Genomic DNA, 26,711 nt, shown 5'->3' with positions numbered 1-26,711 from the left:
GTCGAGACTACGACATCTATCGCCTGATTCTTAGTTCAATGTCACCTTGAGGAGATTTTACTCTGGGTGATGGAAGCGGGAAAGGGCTGCTGGGTTCGTTTGGATTCAGCTGCACGCGGGACTTGAAAAAAGGACGCAATGCAGGCAACTAGCCTCCATGACTTTGGCGGAGACCCTGCGGGGCGTATTGGTAGACTCATTTGCGAAGAACGGAATCGAGGGTGCGGACCTCGATCGGGTAGCGGTGGTGGCGGCTTCCGATATTCGTCATGGAGATTATCAATCCAATGCCGCGATGATGCTGGCCAAAGTTGCTAAGAAAAATCCCCGCGCCTTGGCCGAAGAGGTGGTGGCAGATCTGGAAGCCGCCCTTGCGGGAAAAGTGGTTTGCTCCCTGGCGGGACCGGGGTTCATCAACTTCAAGCTCGAGCCCGCTTTCTTTGCCGAGCATCTCAAGGGAGTCTTTCAAGATGAGCGTCTAGGAGTCCCCGAGCTGGCTGACAAAAAGCGAATTGTCATTGATTTTTCCGCTCCGAACGTAGCTAAGCCCATGCACGTGGGGCACATCCGTTCGACTGTGATTGGGGAAGCGCTCGCACGGCTTTCCGCTTTCCTCGGGCACGAGGTCATTCGTGACAATCACATCGGGGACTGGGGCACACAATTCGGGATGGTGCTATGGGCTTGGAAGAAAGAGCTGAACGAAACCGCGCTCGAAGAAGAGCCTTTGCGCGAGCTGCTGAGACTCTATCGTCTCGGGAGTAGCTCCTCCAAGTCCGACGAGGAGATTGCGAATGCCTGCCGCGCCGAATTGGTGAAACTCCAGGGTGGCGACGAGGAAAACACCGCCATCTGGAAGCGTTGCATCGAGCTTTCCAAAAAGGGCCTGAACGACATCTACGACCGTCTCGAAGTCAGCTTCGATCATTGGCTGGGCGAAAGTTTCTACAACGACCAACTCGCTCCCTTGGTGGACGAGATGGTCTCCAGCGGCATGGCGCGGGAGAGCGAGGGCGCGATTTGTGTCTTCTCGGCCGGCGAATTACCGCCCAAGAAAGACCCTTTCCTGAAGACCACCAAAGAGGGGGTGGAGGACTATCCCTTCATCATCCGCAAGAGCGATGGCGGCTTCAACTATGCCACCAGCGATATCGCGACCATCGACTTCCGGCTCAAGGAATGGCAGGCGGAGGTGATTTGGTATGTGGTCGATTTTCGTCAGGAGGAGCACTTCGCCCGTCTCTTCGAGGTGGCCAAGCGCCGCGGTTGCGAGGCCGAGCTGGTGCACGTGAAGTTCGGCACCATTCTGGGCGCGGACGGCACTCCGCTGAAAACTCGCGCGGGAGATTTGCCCGAGCTGCAGGACGTGATCAATGACGCGGTGGAAGCGGCGCGGAAGTCGGTGGCGGAGAAGAGTTTTCTCGAAGATGATCAGGAGAAGGAAGAGCTGGCCCAGCTGATTGGACTGAGCGCCATCAAGTTCATGGAACTCTCTCATCGCCGCGAATCAGACTATACCTATGATCTCGAAAAGATGGTCGCGCTGGAAGGGGATACCGCGCCCTACCTGCAATACAGTTATGTGCGCTGCCGGAGTATTTTCCGCAAGCTGGAGGAGGAAGTTGCCCTCGGGGGAGACGAGCTGATTCTGGAGGACGAGCGCGAGATTCATCTGGCCCGGATGATTGCCCGTTTCGGCGAAGTCGTTCCGCAGGTCTTGGAAGACCTTCGTCCCAACGTCTTGGCGAGTTATCTCCTGGAGCTCGCACGCGCCTATCATTCCTTTTTCCAAAGCTGCCCCGTGCTGAAATCCGAAGGCGCCACCAAGGCCTCTCGCCTCACTCTTTGTGAAGTGACCGCCCGGGTCTTGAAGCTTGGTCTCAGCTTGCTGGGGATTGGGGTGCCAGAGAAGATGTAGTTTCCAATGAAGTTGTCGAAGAGAAGCAAAGACCGAGTTAGTCTCGCGCTGCTCGTTCTAAGTGCGTCATTTGTCATCTTAGTGATTTGGACCACATGGATCAGATCCGGAAGTGGAGGACCCTTTTCTACCCTTGCATGGAAACTTTCTACCGCTGGACTTTTTGTCGGGCTTCCAACCTATATCTATTTCAGGATTTCAAGGCCTATCGGGCTAACTTTCATTCTAATGAGTCTTTTTCTATTCTCAATCGGGTTTGGAATCTTACTGAACTTCTTTGAGGCCCTTGGCCGTTTTTAGGGTGATGGGGCCTTGTTTTTTCAATGATGGGGAGGAGACTGGTCTTGTTAGCCTCAGTGCTTTCCTCTATCGTCCTTCGCACGGACGGATATCCGTAATTTCATGAAAAGTTCAGAATCCAAGCTGTTGGTGGTCGGGCACCGGAATCCCGATACCGACGCGATTTGTTCCGCAATCGGTCAGGCCGAGTTGTTGCGTATGACAGGCAGTGATGCCGAGGCTATTCGTTGTGGCGATGTGCCATCGCGAACCGCTTGGGTTCTGGAAAAGGCCGGACTGGAGACTCCTCGCCTGGTGACGGATGTTCGGGTCACGGCAGGGCAGATCGCCCGGCGCGAGGTGATTTCGGTCTCTCCCGAAGACAGCTTTCTCACCGTCTATCGCCGCATGCTGGCCAGCGGGGTCAAGAGCGTGCCGGTGGTGGATAGTTCGGGTGAGGTCAAAGGACTTCTTCGTTATCTGGACCTCTTGCAATTGCTTCTTCCGGCGCAAATGGAAGGCATCGCGGTGCGCACCGTGCAGGCCTCTTTGCAGAAGATTTGTCTTACCTTGCAAGCGGAAGCGGTGGCTTGTGCCAGTGAAAAGACTGAGGAGGAGGAGCTGCACCTGCTGGTTGGCGCTTCCAGCGAGGAAACGGTTCAGAAACGTCTCACCGCAGCAGCCAACGACGGGATTGTGGCGAAATACCTGGTGATCTGTGGCGACCGCCCCGGAGTGCAGGAAGCGGCCATTCGGCACGGAGTGCGCGCTCTGGTGGTGACTGGAGGCTTTGGGGTCGCGCCCGATTTGATTGCGGCCGCGCGCGAGAAGGGGGTCGCAGTATTGTTGGCCAGTCTCGATACCGCCAGTGTGGCGAAATTGATCCAGTGTTCGCGCAAAGTGAGCACCGTGGTTTCAGGTGATTTTCTAGTAGTGGAAGAAGGAGAAATCGTGTCCCGCCTTCGCAAGCGTCTTTCGGTCGAGAACCAGGATCTCTTCCCGGTCGTGAAGCGCGGCACCCGCACCATGGTGGGCGTGCTTTCCAAGTCCAACCTCGTGGAGCCGATGCGCACGCGCTTGGTTCTGGTGGACCACAACGAGTTCGCCCAAGCGGTGACCGGGGTGGACGAAGCCGAAATTTACGAGGTCATTGATCACCACCGCCTGGCGGGGGACTTGGCGTCGCGCGAACCCATTCGTTTCCTGAACGAGCCGGTGGGTTCTACTAGTACTCTAGTAGCTCGCAAATTCATTCATCGTGACATTGAGCCCAGTCCCGGAGTGGCGCTTTGTCTCTGCGCGGGATTGATCTCGGACACCCTCATGCTCACCTCTCCAACCACCACTTCTCTGGATCGCGAGATGCTCGAGTGGCTGGCCCCGATCGCCAAAGTGGATCCCGAGACCTTCACTGAGGAGTTCTTCGCAGTGGGCTCGCTCTTGGTGGGGGGGACTCCGAACGAAATCCTCACCACAGACCGCAAGGAGTTCTTTGAAGAAGGGGTCAAGATCAGTATTTCCCAGATTGAGGAGCGTGGTCTGAGCGGCTTTGACAAGCGGAAGAACAAGCTCGTCAATGCCCTCGAGGCTTTGCGGGAGCTGGAAGGCTGCGACCTCGCTCTCCTCGTCGTGACCGATATCTCTACTCACGATAGTTTGATTCTGGCCAGTGGCGATCCGGCTCTCTTGGAGGCTCTCCCTTACGAGAATCGGGATGGTGTTTTCATTGCGCCTGGCGTGGTGAGCCGGAAGAAGCAAGTCTTCCCCGCGGTCTGGGGAGCCTGTCGGAGTGCCGCGAGCAAAATCTCTGCTACTGCCTAGGATGAGCGATTTGTTAGTGGTGAAAGTAGGCACCGGGGTTCTGACCCGGGTGAGCGATGGACGCATTGACGGCGGCTCACTGGTCAAGCTCGTGACCGCCTTGGCCGAACAAGCCAATAGGGGGCAAAAAGTGGTGCTGGTTTCCTCCGGCGCGGTGGGTTCCGGGGTTTCAGCTCTGGGCTTGGACCAATATCCCACGGAACTTTCGGAGAAACAGGCTGCCGCAGCGGTGGGGCAAGCGCGCTTGATGCATACTTACGAAAATCTCTTTTCCCAGTTTGGTCTCAGCGTCGCACAGATTCTTTTGACCGGCGACAATCTGCAGAAGGACGAGGTGCGTGCCCGCGTGAAGAGCACCATCAACTGTCTTTTGGAGAAAGGTAATGTTGTGCCCATCGTGAACCAGAACGACTCCGTTGCGGTGGAGGAATTGAGTCAGGGGGACAATGACATGCTTTCGGTGCGCGTTTCCGAGCTCATGGATGCCCGCCTTCTTGTCATGCTGACCAGTGCGGACGGCTTGTGCCGTGGGGTGGGCGGCGAGCTGATTCCCGAGGTGCGCGATTTGGAGGAGGCCCGTCAGCAAGTGGCGGAAGGATCCGGTAAGTTTTCCATCGGCGGCATGAGGTCCAAATTGACAGCGGTCGAATTGGCGCTTTCTTGTGGCGTGCAGGTCGCCATTGGCAACGGCCGTCACCCCGAACGCTTGGCTGACATTGTAGCGGGCGGGGGAGTTTGTACGAGATTTCTAGTAGATTAAGATTATGGCATTGACCACGGAAGAAGTGACAACCCAAGTCCTGGAGATGGGCAAAAAGGCTCGCGCCGCAGCTCTCGAGTTGGCGGTCTTGGGGGCTGAGAAGAAGAATGAAATCCTGCGGGCAATGGCCGCTGGTTTGCGCGCCCAGGCGTCCGAAGTTCTTGCCGCCAATGCTCTGGACATTGCCGCTGGCGAGGAGCGGGAGTTGTCCTCTGCAATGCTGGACCGTCTTCGCTTGGATGAGACCCGGCTAGAGGCTGTGGCCGCTGGAATCGAAAAGGTCGCCACTCTCAATGACCCTGTCGGCGAGCAACTCGCCCAGTGGCAGCATCCCAAGGGGTTTTCCATCGAACAAATCCGCGTTCCCATCGGGGTCATCGGCATCATCTACGAAAGCCGTCCCAACGTCACCAGTGATGCGGCAGTGCTTTGTCTGAAAAGCGGAAACGCGACCATTCTGCGGGGTGGCAGCGAGGCCATTCACTCCAACCGGGCCATCGCGAAGGCGCTGCAGGAAGGCGGCGAGGCGGCGGGGCTCCCGGCGAACGCGATTCAGTTGATTCCTTTCACCGACCGCGAAAGCGTCAAGGTCATGGCGGGCATGGACCAGTATCTCGACCTCATCATTCCCCGGGGAGGCAAGGGGCTCATCGAAACCGTGGTCTCCCTGGCGCGGATGCCGGTCATCAAGCATTACGACGGAATCTGTCACGTCTACATCGCCGAGAAGGCGGACTTTGCGAAAGGCATCGACATTGCAGTCGACTCCAAGACGCAAAAGCCCAGTGTGTGCAACGCGCTCGAAACCCTCTTGGTCAACGAGTCCATTGCCGCCGAGTTTTTACCGCAGCTGGCAGAGGCCATGGAGGAGAAGAAGGTCGAGCTTCGCGGCGATGAAAAGACGCAGCAAATTTTGGGTGACCGGGTGAAGGCCGCAAGCGAAGAGGACTGGTCGATGGAGTATCTCGACTACATTCTGGCGATCAAAGTGGTTGCTTCGGTCGAAGAAGCGATGGCTCACATCAATCAGTATGGGTCCAAGCACAGCGACTGCATCGTGACCGAGGATAATGCGGAGGCCGAAAAGTTTTTGCGGGGGGTCGATTCCGCCTGCGCCTTCCACAATCTCTCCACCCGCTTCAGTGATGGCGAAGAATTTGGCTTTGGCGCGGAAATCGGGATTTCCACTGACAAGCTACACGCCCGTGGGCCCATGGCTCTGCGCGAGTTGACGAGCTATCAGTATCGCTTGCGAGGCGAAGGGCAGATCAAGGCTCGGTAGGGGGCTTTTTTGACGAGGTGTCAGTGGCGATTAAGGGCGCCCGCGGTCCGCGTTAGCGCGTCCAAGTCGCGAAGAGTTCGCCATCCGCGGTGGGCTCGAAGTGTGAAATCTGGAACGCTCGCGAGGCGGGAAGAAAGTCACCGGGAAATCCGGTGATAGTGGGGGCTGCTTTCCCTCCGATGAGAGAATGTCCCGCAATGGTGAGGTTGATTTCGTCGACGGCATCGAGGGCAAAGAGGTCTTTGACCAAAGAGCCTCCGCCCTCGCAAAGAAGGTTCGTAACCCCGAGTTCATTTTTCGCCACCGAAAGGAATTCTTCCAAAGAGCAGCGATGAAGGGTTGTGCCTTTGATGTCTTCCACTTGGGCGCTGGCTTCGGTTACGACCAAATGAATCGCTCCCCCCGTTGTCTGAAACACTTTGTGAGAGGGATCGAACTTGCCACTGCGAGAGATGACAAAGCGCAAGGGCTGCTTCTCAGGATGGCGCTCGGGCGGAATCGTCATCGACATCTCGTCGGCTTCCAAGGTGCCGCGACCCACGAGAATGGCGTCGGCTCTCTCCCGAATGGAAAGAAGGCGCTCCAAGTCCGCAGGGGCGGTGAAGCGGGAGGGGCCTTTGCTGCTGGTCCCAATCTTTCCATCCGCCGAGATTGCAAAGTTGATGAGGATGTAGGGTCTTTCCATCTCGGCTTTTTCTAGTTGGGAAAAGCCCGGGAAACGAGCCCGAAGCCTGAAATGGGCTCTTTCCGTCATGGAAGTCCCGGTTACGCAACGGTTGCGACGGGGGGCGTTTGCAGCTGGAATCGCTGTCTGGGGCTCAATCGAGGCCGCAAATGAGGCCTTGAAGTGAGCTTGAGCTTTTCGAAAAACGAGGGTAACTTTCCGACCAATGAGCGACCAACCAAAAATCGTGTGTTATCTGAAAACCTATTGTGGCTGGAGTGAAGGCGTGCGCGCTGTCCTCCGCAAATACAATTTGGAATGGGAAGAAAAAGACATCATCAAGAATCCGGCCATGCGCATGGAGATGGAATTGAAGTCCGGCCAACCTCTCTCGCCCTGTGTCGAGGTCAACGGCAAGATGCTTGCCGATGTCAGCGGGGAAGAAGTGGAAAGCTACATGGTGGAGCAAGGGCTCATCACGCATAGTGAGGAAGCACCCGACGCACCCATCGATTCGTCCTGCTCTCCCGAGCAACATGAGGCCCAGGCCCGTGCCGAAGCTGCCGCTCGCGGCGTTGCCGGCAAGGTGGTGATTCTAGACTAACTATTACAGTAAGAACATGGACGGCCAACTTCTCATCGTAGATGGTCATAACGCCCTGATGGGGTTGAAGCGGTTCGCGCAAGCTCTGTGGGACAATCCCGCAGATGCCCGCGAACAACTCGTCGATTGGCTCTCCCGCTACCAATCGTCCAGTGATGATGCGGTGGTGGTCGTCTTTGATGGCAAAGGCAACGATCGCAATGTCTATAGCGGTGACGAAGGCGAGGCCATGGTGATCTACGCCAGCAGCCAGGAAACCGCCGATGCCGTGGTGGAGCAACTGGCCGCCAGTCAGGGCAAGAAACGCTCGGTTGTCGTGGCCACCAATGACCGTTCGGTGCAGCTTTCCGTCATCGACAGCGGGGCGGAAGCTCTTTCGCTGGAAGCGATGGAAATGCGGGTCGAGCTCCTGCTCGATAGCGCGCGCAAGAATTGGAACGTCCAGTCCGGCTAGGAAGCGAGTCTTCAAAGCCTTAACGAAATTGAGCATCTCCTCGCCAGAGGGCTCTTCGCTTGGCCACTATTTGAGCCATGAAATTCCTACTCCCTCTTCTTTTTCTCGCGGCCCCACTCTTCGCCGAACCTGCTGCCCAAGCTGAACCAAATCAACTGAGCGCGGAGGAGAAGGAAGCGGGTTGGGAACTCTTGTTCGATGGCAAGACCATTGAGCATTTCCGCAACTACAAGAAGGAAGGCGTGAAGGACGCTTGGCAGGTTCAGGATGGAGTTCTCATTCTCACCAAAAAGGGCGGGGGAGACATCATCACCAAGAAGGAGTTCGAAGCCTTCGAGCTCACTCTGGATTACAAGATTTCCAAAGAAGGGAACTCCGGGTTGATGTTTCACGTGCAGGAGATTTCGGAAAAGCCCTGGCACACCGGAGCCGAGATTCAGATTCAGGACAACGTGGATGGACATGATCCCGAGAAGTCGGGCTGGCTCTATCAGCTCTACAAGCCGGAGCCCATTGTCGATGCCACCAATCCCGCTGGCGAATGGAACACGCTCCGCATCCTCATCACTCCCGAGAAGTGTGTCCACTGGATGAACGGCACCAAGTATGTCGAATACGTCAAGGGCTCCGAGGACTGGAACGAACGAGTCGCTGCTTCTAAATTCGCCGACAAGCCCCACTTCGGCAAGCCCACCAAAGGCCACCTTTGTCTTCAGGACCACGGCAACATCGTCTCCTTCCGCAACATCAAGGTTCGCGAAATCGAGGAGAAGTAGGGATTGGGACTGAAACGTTGCACGCAGTTCCAAGTGCGTGAGGGTGACGAACTGGTCCCCAGTTTACCCTGAGCCCCAGGCTCTGAGGATAATTCGGGGCCTCTCGTTACTCGATAGTTACGTTAGGACCCGAACTTCACAATGCAAGGCTACTGGATTCAATCCGCAGTTAGTAGCTTGCGATAGATGAGAAGACTTTCTTCGTCGAAGCAGCAAAAGGTGATCTGAAGTTCAGACGAGAACGAGCGGCAGGTCTCGACGGCAATGCGAGCAGCCTCTTCAGCTGGGAAATTGTAAACTCCCGTTGAGATGCAGGGGAAAGCAATGGATCGCCAGCCTTCCGCTAAACAAATTTTCAGACTGTTCAGATAGCACTGGGTGAGTTTCTCCTTTTCAGATGAATCACCACCTTGCCAGACCGGCCCCACCGTATGAATGATACGTTGGCAAGGGAGGTTGTAGCTCGCGGTTGCTTTGGCCTCTCCAGTTTTGCAGCCTCCGAGCAAGCGACATTCATGAACCAGCTCTTTTCCGGCTGCCCGATGGATCGCACCATCAACTCCACCACCTCCTAATAAGCTGGAGTTGGCCGCATTGACGATGACGTCCACTGAGAGGTTCGTGATGTCCGCCTGTATAGCAGTGAGAGGCATGGCGGCAGGTGCTTCATATTTTTCGAAGTAACGTGGAGGGACCGCTTCGGTGAGCCACACTCCATTTTCCGACCGGAAAAATTGATATCCATCGTGGTGCATTCTTCCGCTCTCAACTCGGAGGAGAATCGGCTTGCCGTGTCGGGAGCCGACTGCCCGCGCCGTCTCCGCGTCTTGACTGAGATGAACGTGTTGGCGTGAACGGCGCTGAATGCCTTCCCGTTCGATGGACGAGAATGAGGAGATGGCGGTTCCGTGAAACAGGAGCGGAGGGGGAGTTCTCTGCTCCAGCTGAAGGTCAATATCAATGGAATGCCCTTGATTGGCCCGAATACGAAGACCGTCTTCTGATAGTCGAAAGCGCTTCTTGTTGTTGCTTTCTACGAGCTCGAGTAAGTCATCCTTCGTTGTAGGAAGGTTTCGCTTGCTCAGTCGCTCTAGTAGTTGGTCGACCTGGGCCCATCCGTGGGAGTCCAGTTCGATATTCAAATAGGAAGGGTCGTGACGCAGGACTCGGCTGAGGAGTTTACTGCGGATCTTGAGTTTTTGGGGGCTCATATTTGCGTGTTGTTTTAAAGTTAAAGGCGTTTGCTCATTTATCAGCGATTGGGGGACGCTTTCTGCAATTGGTCGGACAGACTCGTGATCTTCTCCCGCCACGCCAGCTTGGCGAGCCAGTCTGTCGGAATGCCGCTTTCGCCCCAGAAGGCTCCTGCCAATTGTCCGTAGATGGCGGCGGTGGTGTCGGCATCGTCTCCGAGGTTGGCAGCCAAAAGGGCTCCGTGTCGGAAGTCGTCGGCCTTGGCAAAAGCCCAAAGCGCGGCTTCGAGGGATTTGACAACATAGCCCGTTCCCTGAATGTGAGGAGGCTCGGAGTTGCGGAACGAGCCGCTAAGAATGGCGGTGAGACCAGGTGACAATTCACCACCGTGAACCGATTCCGCCAACAATTCCTCATCGAAGGCGAGGGCCTCCTTTTTGCTCTCGCCCTCCATCGCCTGACAAATCAGTGCTCCTAAAATTCGACAACTCCAAATCGACTCCGAAGCCCCATGGGTTGTGAGCGAGCTTTCTTCGCAGCGGGCGAGAAGCTCTACCCGTGTTTGCGAATAATAGAAGAGAGGAACGGGGGCGAGCCGCATGATGCTTCCGTTTCCGGCCGAGTAGTTGTCAGTGGGACCCGATCGAGGATCCCCGGACTGACGATACGCCGCAAGGGCCGTGCGCACCGTGTTTCCGATATCGAAGCATTCTCCGGTCACGCTGTTGCTACCCCGTAGCCACCAGTCCAGATAGCGCTCGCACTGGTCCGCCAAGTCCATTCCTTTGCAAGAGATGAGACTCTCGGCCAAGCAGAGTGCCATCGAGGTGTCGTCCGTCCATTGACCTGGAAGCAAACTAAAGGGTCCGCCCCCGACCATATCGTCGAGAGGAGTGAAGGTCCCGGGTGAACGGAACTCCAAAGTCGTTCCCAAGGCATCGCCCACGGCCAGGCCCAGAAGGCAGCCTCGGAATTTGTTGGTGAAGTTCATATCTATCATTTTGCGAAAAGTATTCCTCCGGTCTCTTTTATCTTAGCCCCAGCTTCACTCATTTCCAAAACCGCTCGCTCCACGTCTCCGTCAGTCAGGTTGACTCCGCGGCAGGCGTCGGCGAGCAGGGTGGTATTGAAGCCTTCGGCGAGGGCGTCGAGGACGGTGAACTTCACGCAGTAGTCGGTGGCGATGCCGCAGATATGGAGTTCGGTGACTCCCTTGTTCCGCAGGTAGTCGGCCAAGCCGGTGCTGTGACGGTGACCATTGTCGTGAAAACCACTGTAGCTATCGATGTCGCGTTCGGTGCCTTTGCGGAAGACTGTGTCGATTCGAGTGGCGTCGAGACCCGGTGCCAGTTCGGCTCCCGGGCTGCCTTGCACACAGTGGGTCGGCCACAAAATTTGAGGAAGGCCTGCTAGATCGATCGTGTCGCCGATTGCATGCCCCGGATTGTTCCGGGCGAAGCTGCCATGATCAGCGGGGTGCCAGTCCTGGGTGGCGACCACGTGATCGTAGTGAGGCAGCAAGTCGTTGACTAGAGGAACGAGTTCATCGCCGCCAGCCACCCCGAGGGCACCGCCGGGGAGGAAGTCGTTTTGCAGGTCGATGATGAGAAGAGTTTTCATGTTGATTGGGAGGTTAGATTTCTAGATTGAGACCAGCCTCTTGTTTTTCGAGGTAGGCCTTGCGGTCGAAGCGGTAGAGTCGGGCCGCGCGGTGAGCGACGTCCTGTTCGATCTCGTCGGTCTCTTCGAGAATCTCGAGCTTGAGCAGCTTCTTGCGGAAGTTCCGCTTGTCGAGCTGCTCGTCGAGAATCCGTTCGTAGAGACTTTGCAGTTGGGTGAGGGTGAATTTTTCCGGAAGGAGTTCGAAGCCAATGGGAGAATAGCGGAGCTTGGAGCGCAGCCTTTCCCGCGCGCTGGCGAGAATCTCGGAGTGGTCGAAGGCGAGCTTGGGAAGGTCATCGAAGGGGAACCAGGCCGCCTCATCGGCATCGGTGTCCGCAGTTGGAGGGTGTTCGCTCAGGTTGACCAAGGCGTAGTAGGCCACGGTGACGACATGCTCACGCGGGTCGCGCTTGGGATGGCCAAAGGTGTAGAGCTGTTCGAGAAAGATATCCTTGAGTCCGGTCTCTTCCTGCAGCTCGCGCCGGGCACTTTTTTCCAAATCCTCACCCTCGCGGACAAAGCCTCCGGGCAGGGCCCACTTTCCCTTGAAAGGAGTCAGGCCGCGTTTGATAAGGAGAACCTTCAAGTCCTCCTCATCGAGTCCGAAGACAACGCAATCGGTGGTGAGGGCAGGGCGGGCGTATTCGTAGCTAGGCATAGTTTTGGAGTTAAGAATTTTTAGTGGGCAGCGATTTGATTGCGGGCTGACATTAGGGCGAACCCGAGAAGGTTCGGCCCTTTCCAGAGCAAGGGGTTTTCAGCGTCCGGATTGCTCTGAGCCATTCCGATTCCCCAGATTTTATCTCGAGGACTCGCTTCGACGAGAATCCGTTTTTGAGTTTGCTTGAGAAAGTCTCCGAGTTTCTGGTTTTGGCTGAACTTCGCGACGTTTCCCGTCACCACGATTTTAAACCGATTCTGCTGCCAGACCTGCTCATCGAAATTGGCGATTTGTCTTCCGAGCTTTTTGGCCTCAGCAGGGCTCTGGCAGGATAGAATCCGCTGGCGAATTGGCTCATCGTTAAAGAGGCGGGCTTTCTCGGCCATCATAAAGTGTTCGGTAGAAGGGTAGTTGATTCCAGAAACCTGAAAGCTGGCTGGATACCACTGGCTCAAACAGGCTTTGGTGATAGAGCCTTCTTGAGCGCTGTGTCCCCAGAAGAAGAGATACTTGAAGTCTTCGACTTCGAAGCGTCCAACGAGGTCGGACCAGGTTAGGGGGAGTTGATTCATGGGCGCAATCTTAGTGTAAACTTTGCACTAAGCAAACTATAAAGTGTGAAGTTTACACTTTGTGAGAGTGAGGCAGGGATATTTCCGTTCCTCAAGAAAATCGCCTAAACTACGACGAGGTCATAAATTGGCATCTGGCTTTCGGGGGCTCGACTCAATGGCAGAGTTGTTCCTGCTCCAATGTGTTGCTGAGGATCTCCGCGTGGTCGAAAGCCAAGGGCGGGAGGTCGGCGAGTGGGTGCCAGCGGACGTCCTTGGCGTCATCGGCTGCGATGGCCTCTTGGGTGTCTTGATTTGTTCGTGTGACGAAGGCAAGAGAGACGGTGTGTCCTCTGGGATCCCGGCCAGGTCGTCCGTAGAATCCGGCTTGTGCAAAAATCAGCCCAGTCAATCCGGTTTCTTCCTCAAGTTCCCGACCGACCGCGTCTTCCGGATCTTCGTTCTCATCGATAAATCCGCCGGGGAAGGCCCAGAGATCGCGAAACGGTTCGTTCTTTCGCTGAATCAGCAGGACATGAGTAGGCTTCTCTGCGGGAGCCAAAACAACGGCGTCAACCGTGACCGCTGGACGAGGATATTTGTAGCAGTAGTCCATCGCTTAAAGTTCGCTCAGTTCCTTTTGAAAGCCGCCGCTGAGAATCGGGAAGCGGCACCACGTCTTTGGATCGAGGTTGTCGTCATCGAGGTGGAATCCGGGGGCATAGCGTTCCCGCTTCCACTGATTGCGGCTCCAAAGCTGGAAAAACCGTTTCACCCAGACCCGCACCTGCTTCTCCTGATAGTTGGGGAAGCGGGCGAGGGTGAGGGCGAGAATGTCGCGCGGACTGCGCTTGTCGCGAATCGCCCACTTCTCAATTTGGTCTAACAGAGGGTAGGGCATGAGGTCGCCTTCATCGGTTTGTTCGGCCTCGTCGGGACGGAGTTCGGCGGTGGGTTGTTGCTTGTTGACGGCCGAGAGAACGGGTAGTGGAGGAATCTCGGTCGTTCCGGTGGTTTCCATCCAACGCAGCCAGTGTCTCAAGAAGGCCTTGTCGATGCCCGCAATGGGTGCCAGCCCGCCACAGGTATCGCCGTCCATGGTCGCGTAGCCGACAGCAGCCTCCGAGCGATTGCTGGTGGTAATGAGCAGCGCATTGCGGAGGTTCGCGAGCATCCAGATGCCGGGAGCGCGCACGCGGGCCTGAATATTCTGGCGCGCGATGTCATCCTGTTCCCAGCTGAGGGGGCGTTCCAAATGCCGTTCGATCATGTCTTCGTATTCCTCCACCATGGGGGCGATGTTCCAATGATCGAAAGTGCAGCCAAGAACTTTGGCCAAAGATTGCGCGGCATTGAGAGTGGTGTCGCCACTGTTCTCGCTGCTCTGATAGATGCAGGCGAGCAGGGCGGGCCTGGAGAAGGCTTCGTCTTGGTCACCTAGGTGGCACAGTCTTTCGCGGAATGAGGCTTCGCCGAGTTCGGTCCGCGCCAGTTGGATAGCCTGGGCGACGAGAACAGCGCAAGCCGCCGAATCCGCCCCGCCGCTCAGCGAAATCACGTAACCCCGACTGTAGCTTTTTCGCAAATAGTCGAACAGACCCAAGGTCACCGAGCGGGTGAACTCCTCTTCTTTGCTCAGGTGGTCCGGTAGATTGATGGGTGTCGGGAGATGCGGACTCTCAGGGAGGCGGAAGGGATGAGAAAAGATTTCGTCAGACTCTAACAGAAACGGTCTTCCTGCCGAACGCGCTTGCGCCAGGCGATTGAGTTCGAGGTCAACCGTGGCACAGGTCAGGGCATGGTCCTGGAAACTAAAGCGGGTGCCTTCCGCGATGAGGGTGCCATTGTTGGCGATGAGGTTGCCGCCATCGTAAATGATCTTTCCCGCCTCGTTGCCTAACAAGTTGGCGTAAAGATAAGCCACCCCAAAGGCACGTGAGCCTTCACAGACGAATCCGCGGCGAATCTCTTGCTTTCCGAAGGCGAAGTGGCTGGCACTGGGATTGATGATGAGGTCGGCCCCCAGCGAACTGGCGTCGCGGCCGGGCCGGTCGGGCACCCAGGCGTCTTCACAAATCTCGAAAGCGATGCGGACATCATCCAGCTGAAAGACAAAGTCGCCCAGAGGAACCTCGCGACCTTCCAGGGTAACGGTTTCTTGCATTCCTTCCGGCCAAGGAGAAAACCAACGGGGCTCATAGTGCAGTCCGTCACCTGCTAGATTTTGCTTGGCATAGAATCCAACTAGCTCGCCATTGGCGACTAAAGCGACGACATTGAAGAGCCGGTTCTGATAGCGGAGAGGAAGTCCCACTGCAAAGGCGATTCCGTCCGATAGGGGAATCAGGTTCCGCAAGCTGGCCAGGGCCCGGTCGGCGGTGTCGGGAGCCAAGAACTGGTCTTCGCAACCGTAGCCCGTGATTGCCAGCTCGGGGAGGCAGATCAAGGTGGCGTGCTGCTTCTTGGCATCAGCAATCGCAACCCGGATGCGTTCTTCGTTTCCGTCCCAGTCGAGCGGGGTTTGGTTGAGCGAGGCGGCGGCAAGGTGAAGAGTTCTCATGGGGTGAGGGCTAGGGTGGGTTGAGGTTTGAGGTGGGGAGCCATGAGCTCGGCGCGGGTCTGTTCCAACCGGGGGCTTCGCTCAAGGGTCAGGGGATTCTGGCGATAATCAGCCCAGCTGGCTAGCGCTCGCTTTCGAATTTTTTCCAAGGGAAGCGGCTCCGCAACCCGTCGACCATAGAGAAGGATTTCTTCTAACAGTGTGTTTTCGTGGGTCTCTTCAAGCTCATTGAATAGCGTCACTTTCCTTCCCTGGCGCGTGGCATTGAGGCAACCGGGGTTCGAGACCTTGATGGGGTCCTCGCTCAGCTTGATGGCATAGCGCCAAGTCTCTTCCTCCTGAATGGCTCCCAATTTAAAAACTCCTCCCAGCGCGGGCTGTTCGTAGGCGGTCACCAGTTTGGTGCCGACTCCCCAAGTGTCGATCTTGGCTCCGGCGCGCTTCAGTTCGCTGATGGTTTCCACATCGAGGTCGTTACTGGCCACGATTCGGGCCTCCGGAAATCCGGCCGCATCCAAGAGTGCGCGGGCTGCTATGCTGAGGGGGCCGAGCTCTCCCGAGTCAAGTCGTATGCCTGCAAACTGATGTCCGGTCTTGCGCAGCTCTTTAGCTACGACGATTGCCTTTTTCACCCCCTCGATAGTGTCGAAGGTATCTACCAGCAGGGTGGTATTATTCGGCATCGCCTCGGCGTAGGCTTGAAAGGCTTCACTCTCGTCGCGGAAGCTCATCACCCAGCTGTGTGCGTGGGTTCCTTTGACGGGAATCCCGAACAGCTGACCCGCCAAGACGTTTGAAGTCGCGTGGCAGCCTCCGAGATAGGCGGCCCGGCTGGCGCTGACTCCGCCATCAGGACCTTGCGCGCGACGAAGACCGAATTCCAGCACAGTGTCGCCCTCGGCAGCTTCACAGATTCGCGCCGCTTGCGTGGCGATGAGGGTTTGGAAGTTGATGATGTTTAGCAAAGCGGTTTCCACCAACTGACACTGCAAGATTGGCCCGCGCACCTGCAGGACGGGCATGTTGGCGAGGGCGAGACTTCCCTCGGGAAGGGCTTTGACGGTGAGTCTCCAGTCGAGGTTGCGCAGAGCCTCCAGATACTCGGGGGCGAAAAGCGGCTCGTCGTTATTTCCTCTGAGAGTTGCGAGGTAGGCGAGGTCTTCTTTTTCAAACTTGAGATTGGTGAGAAACTCCACTGCGGGTTCGATGCCGGCTACGATGGCCGCGCTTTCTCCGAAGGGTGCCCGGCGGAAGAAGAGATGAAAGACGGCTTCCTGATTGTGGCGATTGTGGTGCCAGTAAGCTTGCCCCATCGTGAGTTGATAGAGGTCGGTAAGGAGTGGGGTCTGCATGCGGATAGGGTAAAGTGTAAAAAATACACTTACAAGCACTTTCTGGTATAAAACGAAAAAGAGAGAGGGCCTTTCCCACAAAATAGCACGACCCCGAAGCGGTTGCTCCGAGGTCGTGCTATTTTGCGCCGGTAATGAAAAAAGGGGTTCTACTCCTCGTCCACCAGAACGCGGAGGTAGCCGTTCTCGAGACTGTGGTCGGCGAGGCGATAGGTGAGATAGTGGTAGCCAGTGGGCGGAGTCGGGAGTCCGCTGGGATTGTCGACAAAGTGAATCGGCTCGTCCCAGTTCGCCAAGTCACGGGAGCCTTGGAAGGTGTAGACCAGTCCGGCTGCGGTGTAAGTATTTCTCCCCAAGGTTCCACCTACAGCTACCGGGACGGTCTGGCAACAGCGCCCCTCTTCATCGACTGTCACTGGGATGACCGGTTGACTGTTCGCTTGTCCCGAGTGGGAGCCGAACGCGAACTCAGCAAGGTTACTGCTGTTGTCGCCGTCGCTGTCGACACTGCTCTCGACGACCAGCCCCACCTGTTGAAAGGACATTGCGCTGAGATTGGTCAAGGCATCGGTGCGCACCAACTCGAACCAGTTGAGGTTGACCGCGTCGCCAATCATCTCCAATCGGATCACCTTTTGACCAGCGCTGGCAATGGGTATTGAGGGGAGGGAAAGGGTGATCCAATTGGCCCACCCGCCGGTGGATTGCACATCGATGATCCCGAGTTCTTCTCCATCGAGGGTCACGCGAACATCACCCACCACGCTCTCGGCACTCGCGACCCGCATGTTCAGCTGATAGATTCCAGTCGGGGCTTGCACGGTGTATTCCATCCATTGGCCATCGTCGAACCAGCCCACGCTATAGCCGCCTTCCGTGTCGCCCGAGGGATCGATGTCGACGCCCTCCGTGCGGTAGGCTCCGCCCAAGTTTGCCTCTTCAGCATCGGAGTAGGCTACTCCCTGTCCACCCAAGTCGTAGTTCTCCGCCTCCACCCGTCCGGGGATGAGGTGGGCGGTTCCTCCGAATGGATTTTGCCCTTCGGGAACAGGGGGCTCGCCGGCTCCTTCGCCGATTTCGATCCAGTTCAGATTGAATCCGGCTTGTCCCGTGAACTTCAGTCGCAGGACTTGAAGACCGGTCTCGACGATTTCGACCGAGGGGATGGTAACGGTTTCCCATTGATACCAGTCCCCGGTGCCAGTGACCTCGAAGGTGCCGAGCGCCCGACCGTTCAGTTCGACCGAAAGCCCACCCGGAAGCGCGAAGCCACTGGCAACCCGGGCCTTGAGGTCGTAGGTGCCCGGGGTGACTTCGACGGTGTATTCCATCCATTCCCCGGGATCGGTCCAACCGACGGAAGGGGTCGACGGGCTGTCAAAGGAAGCCTCGATATCGACTCCACCCGGACGGTAGTTGAGGTCGGTGTAGGTGAACCCGAAGTTCTCTTCCTCCGAGTCGAGGTAAGCCACTCCGGGCCCGCCATCATCAAAGTTTTCGGCCTCTACCCGTCCGGGTATGAGTGCCGCAGGGCCGCCGAAGGGAGTCTGGTCGTCCTCGGTTTCGCCGGGGCCACCCCCACTGCCGGGTTCCCGGAATTCGATCCAGTTTAGGTTAAAGGACGCTCCCTGAAACTCCAGTCGCAGCACAGCCGTTCCGCCTTCACTAATCGTAAGATTGGGCAGGACAAAGTCTTCCCAGGCATACCAGCCACCAGTGGAGTCGATGTCGATCTCGCCCAACACTGCCTCGTCTAACAGAACTCGAATCGAGCCCGGAATGTTCAGCTCGCTGGCAGCCCGGGCAGCCAAGTCATAGGTGCCGGGGGTCAAGGCCACGGTGTAGCTGGTCCACTCGCCATCTTCGATCCATCCGATGGCGGGGGTGTTGGCGGTGTCGAGGGAGGCTTCCAGGTCCACCCCTTCGGCACGGAAGTTTTCGCCAAAGTTGGCTCCAAAGTTTTCCGGGTCGGTATCGCTATATGAGACTCCAGGACCGCCGGTGTCGTAGTTCTCCGCCTCGATGCGGCCGGGAACGGGGGCGGGAGTGCCTCCGAGGGCGAGGGACTGCGCGGGGATTTCATCTGGATTCTCTTCCAGCTGATTCAGGTAGGCGACAAGAGACTCGAGTTCCGCAGGCGTCACACTGACCCCTTCGTGAGCAGTGATGGCTCCGGCCAAAGTGTTTTCCGAGCCATCGTGCAGATAGGGCGAACCAGCCCATGAAGCTAAAAGAGAAGGAGTGTCGAATCCCGGCAGCGCACCATTGAGCCTTTGCCCGGAGGCGGCGGTGATGGTGCCGATGTCGTGGAAGGCCGAGCCGGAATCGGTAAAGGCGGATCCACTGTGACAATCGGCACAGCCCTTGGAAAGGAAGAGGTCTTTCCCCGTGAGGGCAGCTGCAGTCAGCTCGCCTCCGTTGGAGCGATGAGGGGATTGAGGAACTTCGGTGAGAGAGGAGAGATAGGCAGCCAAGGCATCAAGGTCTTCACTACGACCTCCGTTCGGCGAGCCCAGGGTTGGGTGGGGAGTTCCCGTCGAAAGAAGTCCAGTTCCTTTGGCAAAGCTGCGGATCTGTCCTTCGAAGTCCTGAAACTCGTCGAAGTTCGCACTCCAGTGCAAGGGGCCGTGTTCTTCTCCGCCCCGGCCGCGCAAGTCGATGGTGTTGCGTAGTCCCTCGCCAAATCCGGTGAAGTCCCAGGTCCGGCCATCGTGTCCTTCCTCATTGTGGCAGGAGGCACAGGACATGTAGTTTTCCATGCTGAGTCGGTCGTCCTCGGAGTCGTAGAAGAACTGTTTTCCCAACAGGACCTGAGCGGGAAGAGTTTCCGTGCTGGTGGCATCCAGTGTGGCCAGAGTCGGCGCCGCCTCGGTGCCATGCTCCACGAGAGCGGAGAGATCATGGCAAGTGAGGGAACGGCTCATGAAGTTGTGGACGTAAAGAGTATGTCCGTCGGGGGAAAGCGCGAGACCCTGGGGGGCGAGCTCGACATTCAGCCGGAAGAGTTCCTGCCCGCCGTAAACATCGACGACCGCGACTTCGCGCGAACCTTCCAAGGCGACAAAGAGATGAAGCCCGTAGGGACCATAGATTGCGGCGGAAGGGAGCCCCGAGTTGTCGTGGTCAATTCTGCTTAGGTAATCCTCGTTGTTAGTCGAAAGGTCGATACGGGAGGAGATGGAGCGCACCGAGTTCTGGTGGTCCAGCTGAAGCCCGTCGCGCAGCACGCCCCGCTCGATGTTGTCGAGCTTGGAGGGAATCCAGGCCGAATCATTAGCGGGAGAGAGAGCGGGTGATCCGAGATAGTTGGGAAGGCCGCGTCCGCCACCCGCGAAATCGCTTTCGGTGGAAGCTTGCAAGCGGGTGCGGGTCAGAATGTTGGCGGTGGCGGTTTCCATGACGGTCACATACCCACCCGCTGTGCTCAGATCCGGGGTTCCCGTGGACTCACCCGGCGCAGGGGGAGAGATGAACTGCGGCAGGTAGAGTCGGCTGCCATCGTGGTTGATGGCGAGGTGGCGGGGAAAGTCCCCCACGGGATGGCGGGACAGGATTGCGCCGGTGGTGGGATGCAGCTTCGCCACTTCACCCAGAGCTTCCAACGCGATCCAAGCGCTGGCTCCGTCGGGACTGTGCACGATTCCGTGAGGCATGGCACCACGGGGAAGAACGCGAGTGACCACGCTGTAGTCGTTGGGGTCGATGACCGAGAGCGTTGACGAGGTCTTGTTAGAGACCCAGACCCGACCGTCGGGAGCGAGGCTGAGAGTGCGGGGAAAGTCCCCGACGGGAATTTCCGCAAGCTTGCTGCGACTAGGAAGGTCGAAGACGCTGACGGTATCTTGGTCGGGATTGACGTTCCAGATCTGTTCGCTCGTGCCGTTGACCACGGTGATAACAGGTTGGGTATTGCGGGGGCGGCTGGCGGTCAGAGCGGGGTGAACCAGGTGCGTCAGACGCCGGGTCACGGCATCGCCGTTGGCATCAGTGGCGGTCAGGGAAACCGTGTAACGGCCCGGTTGACTGAAGACGTGGCTGGCGGACGAAGCGCTGGTGGTGACCTCTGGAGTGCCGTCTCCAAAGTTCCAAGCATAGGTGACATTGGTGCCACCCGTTGCACCCACGTTGAAGGTCGTGGCTGAGCCGGACTGGCTGGGGCTGGTCAAGGTCTCTGGGAGGTCGATGATGGGATGAATTGTCCAGCTAAAGGTGCGCGCGGCCTGTTCTCCATCGGGGTCGGAGACCGTGACGATGGGAGTGTAGCTTTGCGGCGAAGTAGGCCGCCCCGTGATTCGTCCGCTGTTGGGATCGATGGCGAGTCCCGCCGGAAGACCCGTTGCGCGGTAGGTGAGCGGGTCATTGTCCGCGTCCGCACCACTGACCAGATAGCTAATGGAGGTCCCTTCGGTGTGGGTGAGATCCGGAACCTCGCTCAGGGTAGGAGCTTCGTTTTCGTCGGGAATGAATGTGACGAGAAGCGACTCGAGCTCGAAGTGAGCGGTCTCGCTTGGGTCGTTCTTTTTGGAAAGATAGGCCCCCAGACGCAGGGTGTGGTTTCCCGCAGGCACGATGGCTGAGGAAACAGTGGAGGTTTGATAGCCGGAGTCACCGCCGCCGGTGTTTTGAATGAGATAGTCGTTCCCATTCAATCCCAGAAGCTGACCATTCAGGGAAACGAGGACCTCGCTGCTTTCATCGCTATCCAGCGTAGTGCTGGCATCGAGCCTCCATTGGGGAGAAATGACAACAGTTCCCGGTTGGGGCAATTGGATTGTGCGCTCCCATGCTCCCGACATCCCCGAGCGGGTAGTGGTGTCGACGCCACCGAGTTCGACATGGAGCCGACCATCGCGGAGGGGTGAACCCGCGCGTCCGGCCTGATAATTAGTGGCAATCTCCGCCGCAGTCAGGCCCTTGCTGTAGACCGCGAGCAAGTCGTAGTCGCCCAACCAGGGACGGTTGAGAGTGAGTTCGTTGGCGAGGGCAAAGCGATAGGAGGAGTCCCAGTTGGAAAGCGCACCAGGCACACTGGCAGTCTGCACGAGGTCACCATCGACGTAGAGACGGCCAACACCGTTGGAAAGGGTGTAGACCACGTGCTGATAGGCGAGCGCGGCGGGGTTGGAGGTGGTTTCCACCCCGGGGAGTCCGTTCGTCGAAGTCTGTGGGGTGCGCAGACGGCCGTGATAGTTGCGTCCCTCTTGCCCCACGGTGAAGTTGCGCAAGCTGGTCGTGCTCGATAGCGTGGCGATGCGGGCGGGACCGGCTTGAGTGAGGTTTTGTGGGCGAACCCAGGCTTCGAGGGTCATCGCATTGCTGCCGGTGATGGCTTGGTGCAGTTTGCTCGCGGCGGTGGTGCTTTGGATGAGGGTGTTTCCTGTGACTGACAGGCTGCCATCAGCGTTCCAACTTGTCAGGGAGGGATTGGCAATGGTCAGATTGAGAGGGGTGCCGTTTCCGGAAAGATCATAGACCGTATTGGCTACAGACCCTTGTTCGAAGGTGTAGAGCGCTTGCAAGGAGTCGCCACCCACCCGGCTTTGAATGGAGTTGGAACCTTTTGCGTAGGCGGGATTGTTCGTCGATCGAAAGGCGTCATCGCGATAGCTGAAGCCACCGTCGTCACTTTCAAAGTCTTCTTCAAAAAGCAAACTGCCGTGGATGGTCCAAGGCTGGGTGCTCGCCACCTGCTGACCTTCGCTATCGGTGACGGTGATAATCACGGTGCCGGTGCCCGTCAGGGTGGGTTGACCGGTGATGAGGCCGGAACTCGGGTTGAGAGTGAGACCTTGGGGAAGGTTTTCTACCGAAAAAGTATAAGGGGGGACGCCACCGCTCGCGGAGACCGAGTGATTGAGGGTGGTATTGAGAAAGGCGTTGGCAGGTGGCTGGTGTGCGAGGGAGAGCTCTCCCACCTTGATGCGCAGATAGAGTCCGTTGCGATTATTGAGGTCGGAGGACCAAATCCATTTCGCCGATGAGCTTTTGGGAAAGCCGGAAACCGGGGCCCAAGGCGCACTGGCGAGGTCCCCGTGCTCGGTGGCAAAGGCCCAGGCCGAGTCATCGAATTCAGGCTGCTCCCAGTCGGAGGGGGCGGTGTGGGAGACTTTCCAATCCGAGGAGGTGGTGAGAATCTCACCATTGACTCGCAAGTGCCCAAGCAAGCCGGTGGAGCCAATGACGTCGGTGACATGAATGGCAATCGTCCGGTGCGTCTCGTCGGAGAAGGAAGTGGTGGTCGCGCTGCTGGAGTTCAGGCCCAACTGGGTCAGCTGACCATCGATGTAGAGCTCGTGTCGGTTCTGGGAGGCGATGGTCGCCTCGTTGCGAGGTTCGACCGAGCGCAAGGCCCCCGAAGGAACGATGGCTTTGCTGGTGCGGGGGCTGGACCACTTCAGCTGGATGGTGGAGTCATTTATATTCTGGTAGTAATCGAGGCGGATGGGCACCGGAACCCCGCCCTGCAGGGCGATGGTGGCGGAGTCTTCGGTGGAGGAGTGACTATTCCAGTTATTGATGATTTGCTGGTTGTCGACCCACAACCGGACCCCGTCATCTGACTGGGTGTAGAAGGTGTAGTCTTCGGAATAATCGGGAATGATCCAACCCGTCCAACGAACGGAGTAGGTGCCATTGCCCACCAAGTCGGGAAGGGGCGAGTTCGAGGTGGAAGTGAAATCAATGAGGGCATCGGTGCGGGTCTCCTTGAGGGTTTGGAAGTTGGTGCCGTCGAAGTATTGGGCCATGAGACCGCTGGTGTCGGAATCCGAAGTCTCTTTGACGTGAATGATTTTCGCTTCGGAGTAAGCTCCATTGGCTTGGGTGGCAAAGAGCATCCAGTAGCCGGGAACCATGACGTCTTTGTTAGGGTGGGAGATGAGCTGATAGGTTCCGGGCGAGGTCTCGGTGAAAGGAATATCGAGAAAGCGTTGGTCCGAGGTGACGCCGTGGGTGATGGCGATCATGCGGGTCATGGAAAAGCGATTGAGACCAGCACTAGCCGAAACCTCGAAGACCGAACCCAGCGCCACCGCTTCGGGAGCCTCCTTGATGGTAGGGCGGGCAATGGGATTGTTGCTGGCGTCGAGCAGGGCGGGAGGAGTGAAGATTTGCGCGTCAGGATGGTTGGCCGAACTCGTCGCATTGTTAGAGAGGTAGCCGCCTCCTCCGGAATAGACCCGTCCGTCGGGGAGCAGCGCGGCGGTGGAGTGGTAGTTGCGGGGAATGGCCATGCTGGACAGCGTGCGCCAGGTGCCGGTGGCCGGGTTCCAGACCTCGGCCGGCAAGATGGAGCCTCCATCGGAGAAACGAAGGCCAGTGGTATTTCCCCCAATGGCGACCACTTCTCCGGATGGCAACGAGACGATATTGTGAAGACTGCGGGCAAAGGCCATCGAGCCGGTGGTCTGAACGGTGGGAGGTGTGGTGTTGAGATCGACGGTGTAGCAAAGCTTGCTCGCGGTGGAGGAGTTGGGGTTGGCGGCTCCTCCCACGATGAGGTATTTGCCCGAGCCATACATCACAATGCCGCCATCGTGAGGGTAGTGATTTCCTGGCACTGTGACCCCGGCCGAGGTGCGCGAACCGTTTCCACTGGCGTCGACCCAATGCATGGTGTCGGTGGGGCCAAAGTGGAAGAGGCGGCCATCGGGAGCCACCATCAGGAAGGGCCAGCCGTTGCTCTCGAATCCCGAGGCGCCGGAGATCGGCTGCCAGTTGATGCCGCTGAGCAGATTCCATTGCTGGTTGTTATGGTCAAAGCGCTCGACGGTGTTGGGGCTGCCTTGGCCGCCAAAGGTCACCACATCACCATCGGAGAGCGCCACCGCGGTGGTATACCAGCGCTTCCCGTTCATATCGGGGACCTTGTTCCAGGAGTTCGAGCGCCAGTCGTAGGTTGATGAGTGCTCGATGGTGAAGCGTCCTCCCATTGTCTGCAGGATGCCGTCCGTCCGCATCACGGGATGCGCACAGAACATTTCGTGGCCTTGATAGAGGTCGCTGGCGAATTGCCAGTTGTCGGGATTCCAGAGGGCCCAGTTGGTCTGGTGTGCGGTGCCCGGCCAGGTCATGGGCTCTTGCCCCGCGTAGGTGAGGAGCTTGCCGTTGGGGAGAACCGCGATGGTCACGGGGGTGTGCGGCCAGTCGATTACGGGACCCCATTTTCCAGCGCGGGTCGAGACGGCGGGCGCACTTGGGGGCGCGGTGTAGTTTGGAAGAAGCGATGCGGCTTGTTGCCAGAAAAGATCGTCTTCGGCATGAATGTTGGCGTCCGCCGAAACCTTGGTCAGAAGGGAAAGCCAAACAAGAGGAAGAACGAAAAGGGTGGAACGTTTCATGGCTGGTTTGGGAATTGGTGGTCGGTGAGAGTGGTGAGGAAGGCGACGAGAGCCGCCTTGTCCGCTTCGGTGAGGTCGAGTCCGGTCTCGGGATGTTTGGCCAGATTCGGGTCTAGAGTGGGAGAACGTTGAACCCCGGAGTTGTAGTGCTCCACCACCTCTTCCAGGGTCGCGAAGCGTCCGTCGTGCATGTAGGGCGCAGTGAGGGTGAGATTGCGCAAGCTGGGTACCTTGAACTTGCCCCGGTCGCTTTCCAGCCCAGTTGCGGCCGCCCGGCCCAGGTCTGAGAACGTGCGGTCCAAGCCATTGTTGGCGAAGGTGTGATTGCTAAAGAGCGCGCCCCCGTGACAGTGAAAACAGTCGGCGCCCCGCAAGCCGTTGTCAGGGTCATGCTCGGTGATGAAGAGTTCGAAGCCCCGTTTCTCCTCAGCGGTCAGCTCGACCTCCCCGCGCATCGCTTGGTCAAAACGCGATTCCTGAGAGATCAGGGACAGCAAGTATTGCTCCAAGGCTTTCGCCAAGAGGTCGCCATCGATTTCGGATTTTCCAAAGACCTTGGCAAAAGTGGTGGGGTATTCGGGGTTGGCATTGAGCCGCTGCAGGGCCTCCGTGAGAGGCAGGGCCAATTCGTCGGGATGCTCAATGGGATGAAGAACTTGCTCCCGGAGAGTTTGGACCCGTCCGTCCCAAAACATCTCTCGATGCCAGACGAGATTAAAGAGCGGCATGGAATTGCGGGTGCTCTTTCCTCCGAGATGACCTTCGGAAAAGGCCAAGCCCGCGTCGCTGAAGGCGGCCTCGGGTTGGTGACAACTGGCACAGGAGATGTTGCGCTCTTTGGATAGAATGGGGTCGAAGAAGAGCGCCTTGCCCAAGGCCACTCCTTCATAGGTAAGGGGATTGTCGGCAGGGAAATCGGGTTGAGGGAAGTGACGTTGGATCGCCGGTTCCGCAGTGGGTTGTTGATTCGGGTGAAGTGGGTTGTTCGCCTGGGGGTAATGATAGATGCCCGGAGTGATGGCGTCGACGGTGAAGGCTTGACCGAGAAGCTGGGAAAAGGTGGTGGCGACAGGGTCACCGGGGCGGGAGTGGGTGGAGGTGGTCTCTCTGATATCGAGCCGTGGACTCGCCAGAATTTTTGCCAAATCCAGACTTAGGGAGAGCGTTTGGGCACCCTCGAGATCCAGCTCCAGAGGCAAAACGATTTCGGTGGCGTTGGAGTCATTGCCCAGATGATAGAGGAAGCCGAGGTCCTGCTCGCTGTGACCCTCCAGCGCGCAAAAGATGTATCCGCTCTGCCAAGTCCAATGGAGGTTGTTGAGCTGGGGGTTGAGGGGGTGCTCGGGTGGATAGCGGTTCGGGTCGGAGGCATTGGTGTTCTCATCGAGACCAACGACAAAACGGAGAGCTTGAAAGCGGCCTTCCGGAATGGTCCCCAAGGAAAAACGAGTGCGAGCCTCGCCATGAGAAATGAAGGCGATCAAGGAGGAGTCCGCTTCCATCCAGGAGCCATCTTCTTTTTGCAGAGCGAACTGCGAGAGGAGATAGTCACAGCGACTGACTCGACGCCCTTCGCGCTCAGTGCCCACTTGGTAGCGCTCGCCCCGCCAATTGAGCTCGAACACCAAATCGCATTGCACCGACTGCCCCCAAGCTTGCAGCAGGAGACAGCAGGTGAATGCGAGATGATGAACGATTGTCTTCAAGACGTGGGTGAACGTCGTGAAGAATATGAATTTTCATAAAATGTTTAAATAAATTTATGGTAACGCTATCCGAGTGTATTCCGGTGAAACGCTAGCAATCCTCTTGTTTCCAGTGTTTTGAGGGTGAG

18 protein-coding genes are annotated in these 26,711 nt (G+C 57.6%); 7 read left to right on the top strand and 11 right to left on the bottom strand.

Translation table 11 applies throughout. The annotated features are described in order from the left end of the window. The first annotated feature begins 157 nt into the window (after positions 1–157). The 4 genes from argS (at position 158) to IE099_RS06545 (ending at position 6,060) form a co-directional block, all read left to right on the top strand. Positions 158–1,918, top strand: a complete 1,761-nt coding sequence (gene argS, locus IE099_RS06560) for an arginine--tRNA ligase (protein WP_189568546.1) — start codon at positions 158–160, stop codon at positions 1,916–1,918. A gap of 402 nt (positions 1,919–2,320) precedes the next feature. After that, on the top strand, positions 2,321–4,018 hold the full coding sequence (locus IE099_RS06555; RefSeq protein WP_189568543.1) for a putative manganese-dependent inorganic diphosphatase: 1,698 nt from the start codon (positions 2,321–2,323) through the stop codon (positions 4,016–4,018). A 1-nt stretch (position 4,019) separates the two neighbouring features. Next, on the top strand, positions 4,020–4,778 hold the full coding sequence (proB, locus tag IE099_RS06550) for a glutamate 5-kinase (RefSeq protein ID WP_189568540.1): 759 nt from the start codon (positions 4,020–4,022) through the stop codon (positions 4,776–4,778). Positions 4,779–4,782: 4 nt separating this feature from the next. Continuing rightward, positions 4,783–6,060 (top strand): glutamate-5-semialdehyde dehydrogenase, encoded by a 1,278-nt coding sequence (locus IE099_RS06545; RefSeq protein ID WP_189568538.1) that lies wholly within the window; start codon positions 4,783–4,785, stop codon positions 6,058–6,060. Between the two features lie 52 nt (positions 6,061–6,112). Here the strand turns inward: IE099_RS06545 and IE099_RS06540 are convergent, their stop codons facing one another. Beyond that, on the bottom strand, positions 6,113–6,745 hold the full coding sequence (locus IE099_RS06540; RefSeq protein ID WP_189568534.1) for a RibD family protein: 633 nt from the start codon (positions 6,743–6,745) through the stop codon (positions 6,113–6,115). Between the two features lie 205 nt (positions 6,746–6,950). Between IE099_RS06540 and IE099_RS06535 the strand changes: the two genes are divergently transcribed. The 3 genes from IE099_RS06535 (at position 6,951) to IE099_RS06525 (ending at position 8,558) form a co-directional block, all read left to right on the top strand. Continuing rightward, the gene (locus tag IE099_RS06535) at positions 6,951–7,328 is read left to right on the top strand and encodes a glutaredoxin family protein (protein WP_189568532.1); all 378 of its coding nucleotides are present in this window, start codon (positions 6,951–6,953) and stop codon (positions 7,326–7,328) included. A 16-nt stretch (positions 7,329–7,344) separates the two neighbouring features. Continuing rightward, complete coding sequence (locus IE099_RS06530) at positions 7,345–7,782, top strand: NYN domain-containing protein (protein WP_189568530.1); 438 nt, start codon at positions 7,345–7,347, stop codon at positions 7,780–7,782. A 77-nt stretch (positions 7,783–7,859) separates the two neighbouring features. After that, entirely contained in the window at positions 7,860–8,558 is a 699-nt protein-coding gene (locus IE099_RS06525; protein WP_189568528.1) for a 3-keto-disaccharide hydrolase, read from the top strand. Between the two features lie 158 nt (positions 8,559–8,716). Here the strand turns inward: IE099_RS06525 and IE099_RS21140 are convergent, their stop codons facing one another. The 10 genes from IE099_RS21140 to IE099_RS06470 form a co-directional block, all read right to left on the bottom strand. Further along, positions 8,717–9,769, bottom strand: coding sequence for an O-acetyl-ADP-ribose deacetylase (locus tag IE099_RS21140; protein WP_229809420.1), 1,053 nt, complete (start codon positions 9,767–9,769; stop codon positions 8,717–8,719). Between the two features lie 41 nt (positions 9,770–9,810). After that, complete coding sequence (locus tag IE099_RS06510) at positions 9,811–10,752, bottom strand: ADP-ribosylglycohydrolase family protein (protein ID WP_229809419.1); 942 nt, start codon at positions 10,750–10,752, stop codon at positions 9,811–9,813. Continuing rightward, positions 10,749–11,372 (bottom strand): bifunctional nicotinamidase/pyrazinamidase, encoded by a 624-nt coding sequence (gene pncA, locus IE099_RS06505; protein ID WP_189568526.1) that lies wholly within the window; start codon positions 11,370–11,372, stop codon positions 10,749–10,751. The genes IE099_RS06510 and pncA overlap by 4 nt, the downstream gene beginning before the upstream one ends. 13 nt (positions 11,373–11,385) lie before the next feature. Continuing rightward, positions 11,386–12,072 carry an NUDIX hydrolase gene (locus tag IE099_RS06500; protein WP_189568524.1) on the bottom strand — a complete coding sequence of 229 codons (687 nt, stop codon included), beginning with the start codon at positions 12,070–12,072 and terminating at the stop codon, positions 11,386–11,388. A 20-nt stretch (positions 12,073–12,092) separates the two neighbouring features. Next, positions 12,093–12,647, bottom strand: a complete 555-nt coding sequence (gene ybiA, locus IE099_RS06495) for a riboflavin biosynthesis intermediates N-glycosidase (protein WP_189568522.1) — start codon at positions 12,645–12,647, stop codon at positions 12,093–12,095. A 154-nt stretch (positions 12,648–12,801) separates the two neighbouring features. Continuing rightward, positions 12,802–13,242: an NUDIX domain-containing protein gene (locus tag IE099_RS06490; RefSeq protein ID WP_189568520.1), complete on the bottom strand. Its 441-nt coding sequence runs from the start codon at positions 13,240–13,242 to the stop codon at positions 12,802–12,804. Between the two features lie 3 nt (positions 13,243–13,245). Further along, entirely contained in the window at positions 13,246–15,186 is a 1,941-nt protein-coding gene (nadE, locus tag IE099_RS06485; protein ID WP_189568518.1) for an NAD(+) synthase, read from the bottom strand. Next, positions 15,183–16,538: a nicotinate phosphoribosyltransferase gene (locus IE099_RS06480; protein WP_189568515.1), complete on the bottom strand. Its 1,356-nt coding sequence runs from the start codon at positions 16,536–16,538 to the stop codon at positions 15,183–15,185. Before IE099_RS06480 ends, nadE begins: the two co-directional genes overlap by 4 nt. 149 nt (positions 16,539–16,687) lie before the next feature. After that, entirely contained in the window at positions 16,688–24,877 is an 8,190-nt protein-coding gene (locus tag IE099_RS06475; protein ID WP_189568512.1) for a carbohydrate-binding protein, read from the bottom strand. Further along, positions 24,874–26,583, bottom strand: a complete 1,710-nt coding sequence (locus IE099_RS06470; RefSeq protein ID WP_189568509.1) for an MbnP family protein — start codon at positions 26,581–26,583, stop codon at positions 24,874–24,876. The genes IE099_RS06475 and IE099_RS06470 overlap by 4 nt, the downstream gene beginning before the upstream one ends. Positions 26,584–26,711: the final 128 nt, after the last annotated feature.

This window comes from Roseibacillus persicicus, assembly GCF_014651675.1.
Taxonomy (GTDB): Bacteria; Verrucomicrobiota; Verrucomicrobiia; order Verrucomicrobiales; family Akkermansiaceae; genus Roseibacillus; species Roseibacillus persicicus.
The sequence above is the reverse complement of the archived record's forward strand: the minus strand, read 5'-3'. Positions and strand labels throughout refer to the sequence as shown.

Coding starts and splice junctions, on each gene's coding strand:
- IE099_RS06545 (WP_189568538.1), top strand. CDS start 4,783: ATGGCATTGACCACGGAAGAAGTGACAACCCAAGTCCTGGAGATGGGC.
- IE099_RS06500 (WP_189568524.1), bottom strand. CDS start 12,072: ATGCCTAGCTACGAATACGCCCGCCCTGCCCTCACCACCGATTGCGTT.
- IE099_RS06540 (WP_189568534.1), bottom strand. CDS start 6,745: ATGGAAAGACCCTACATCCTCATCAACTTTGCAATCTCGGCGGATGGA.
- argS (WP_189568546.1), top strand. CDS start 158: ATGACTTTGGCGGAGACCCTGCGGGGCGTATTGGTAGACTCATTTGCG.
- IE099_RS06510 (WP_229809419.1), bottom strand. CDS start 10,752: ATGATAGATATGAACTTCACCAACAAATTCCGAGGCTGCCTTCTGGGC.
- IE099_RS06535 (WP_189568532.1), top strand. CDS start 6,951: ATGAGCGACCAACCAAAAATCGTGTGTTATCTGAAAACCTATTGTGGC.
- IE099_RS06525 (WP_189568528.1), top strand. CDS start 7,860: ATGAAATTCCTACTCCCTCTTCTTTTTCTCGCGGCCCCACTCTTCGCC.
- IE099_RS06475 (WP_189568512.1), bottom strand. CDS start 24,877: ATGAAACGTTCCACCCTTTTCGTTCTTCCTCTTGTTTGGCTTTCCCTT.
- IE099_RS06490 (WP_189568520.1), bottom strand. CDS start 13,242: ATGGACTACTGCTACAAATATCCTCGTCCAGCGGTCACGGTTGACGCC.
- IE099_RS06480 (WP_189568515.1), bottom strand. CDS start 16,538: ATGCAGACCCCACTCCTTACCGACCTCTATCAACTCACGATGGGGCAA.
- IE099_RS06555 (WP_189568543.1), top strand. CDS start 2,321: ATGAAAAGTTCAGAATCCAAGCTGTTGGTGGTCGGGCACCGGAATCCC.
- pncA (WP_189568526.1), bottom strand. CDS start 11,372: ATGAAAACTCTTCTCATCATCGACCTGCAAAACGACTTCCTCCCCGGC.
- proB (WP_189568540.1), top strand. CDS start 4,020: ATGAGCGATTTGTTAGTGGTGAAAGTAGGCACCGGGGTTCTGACCCGG.
- IE099_RS21140 (WP_229809420.1), bottom strand. CDS start 9,769: ATGAGCCCCCAAAAACTCAAGATCCGCAGTAAACTCCTCAGCCGAGTC.
- IE099_RS06530 (WP_189568530.1), top strand. CDS start 7,345: ATGGACGGCCAACTTCTCATCGTAGATGGTCATAACGCCCTGATGGGG.
- ybiA (WP_189568522.1), bottom strand. CDS start 12,647: ATGAATCAACTCCCCCTAACCTGGTCCGACCTCGTTGGACGCTTCGAA.
- nadE (WP_189568518.1), bottom strand. CDS start 15,186: ATGAGAACTCTTCACCTTGCCGCCGCCTCGCTCAACCAAACCCCGCTC.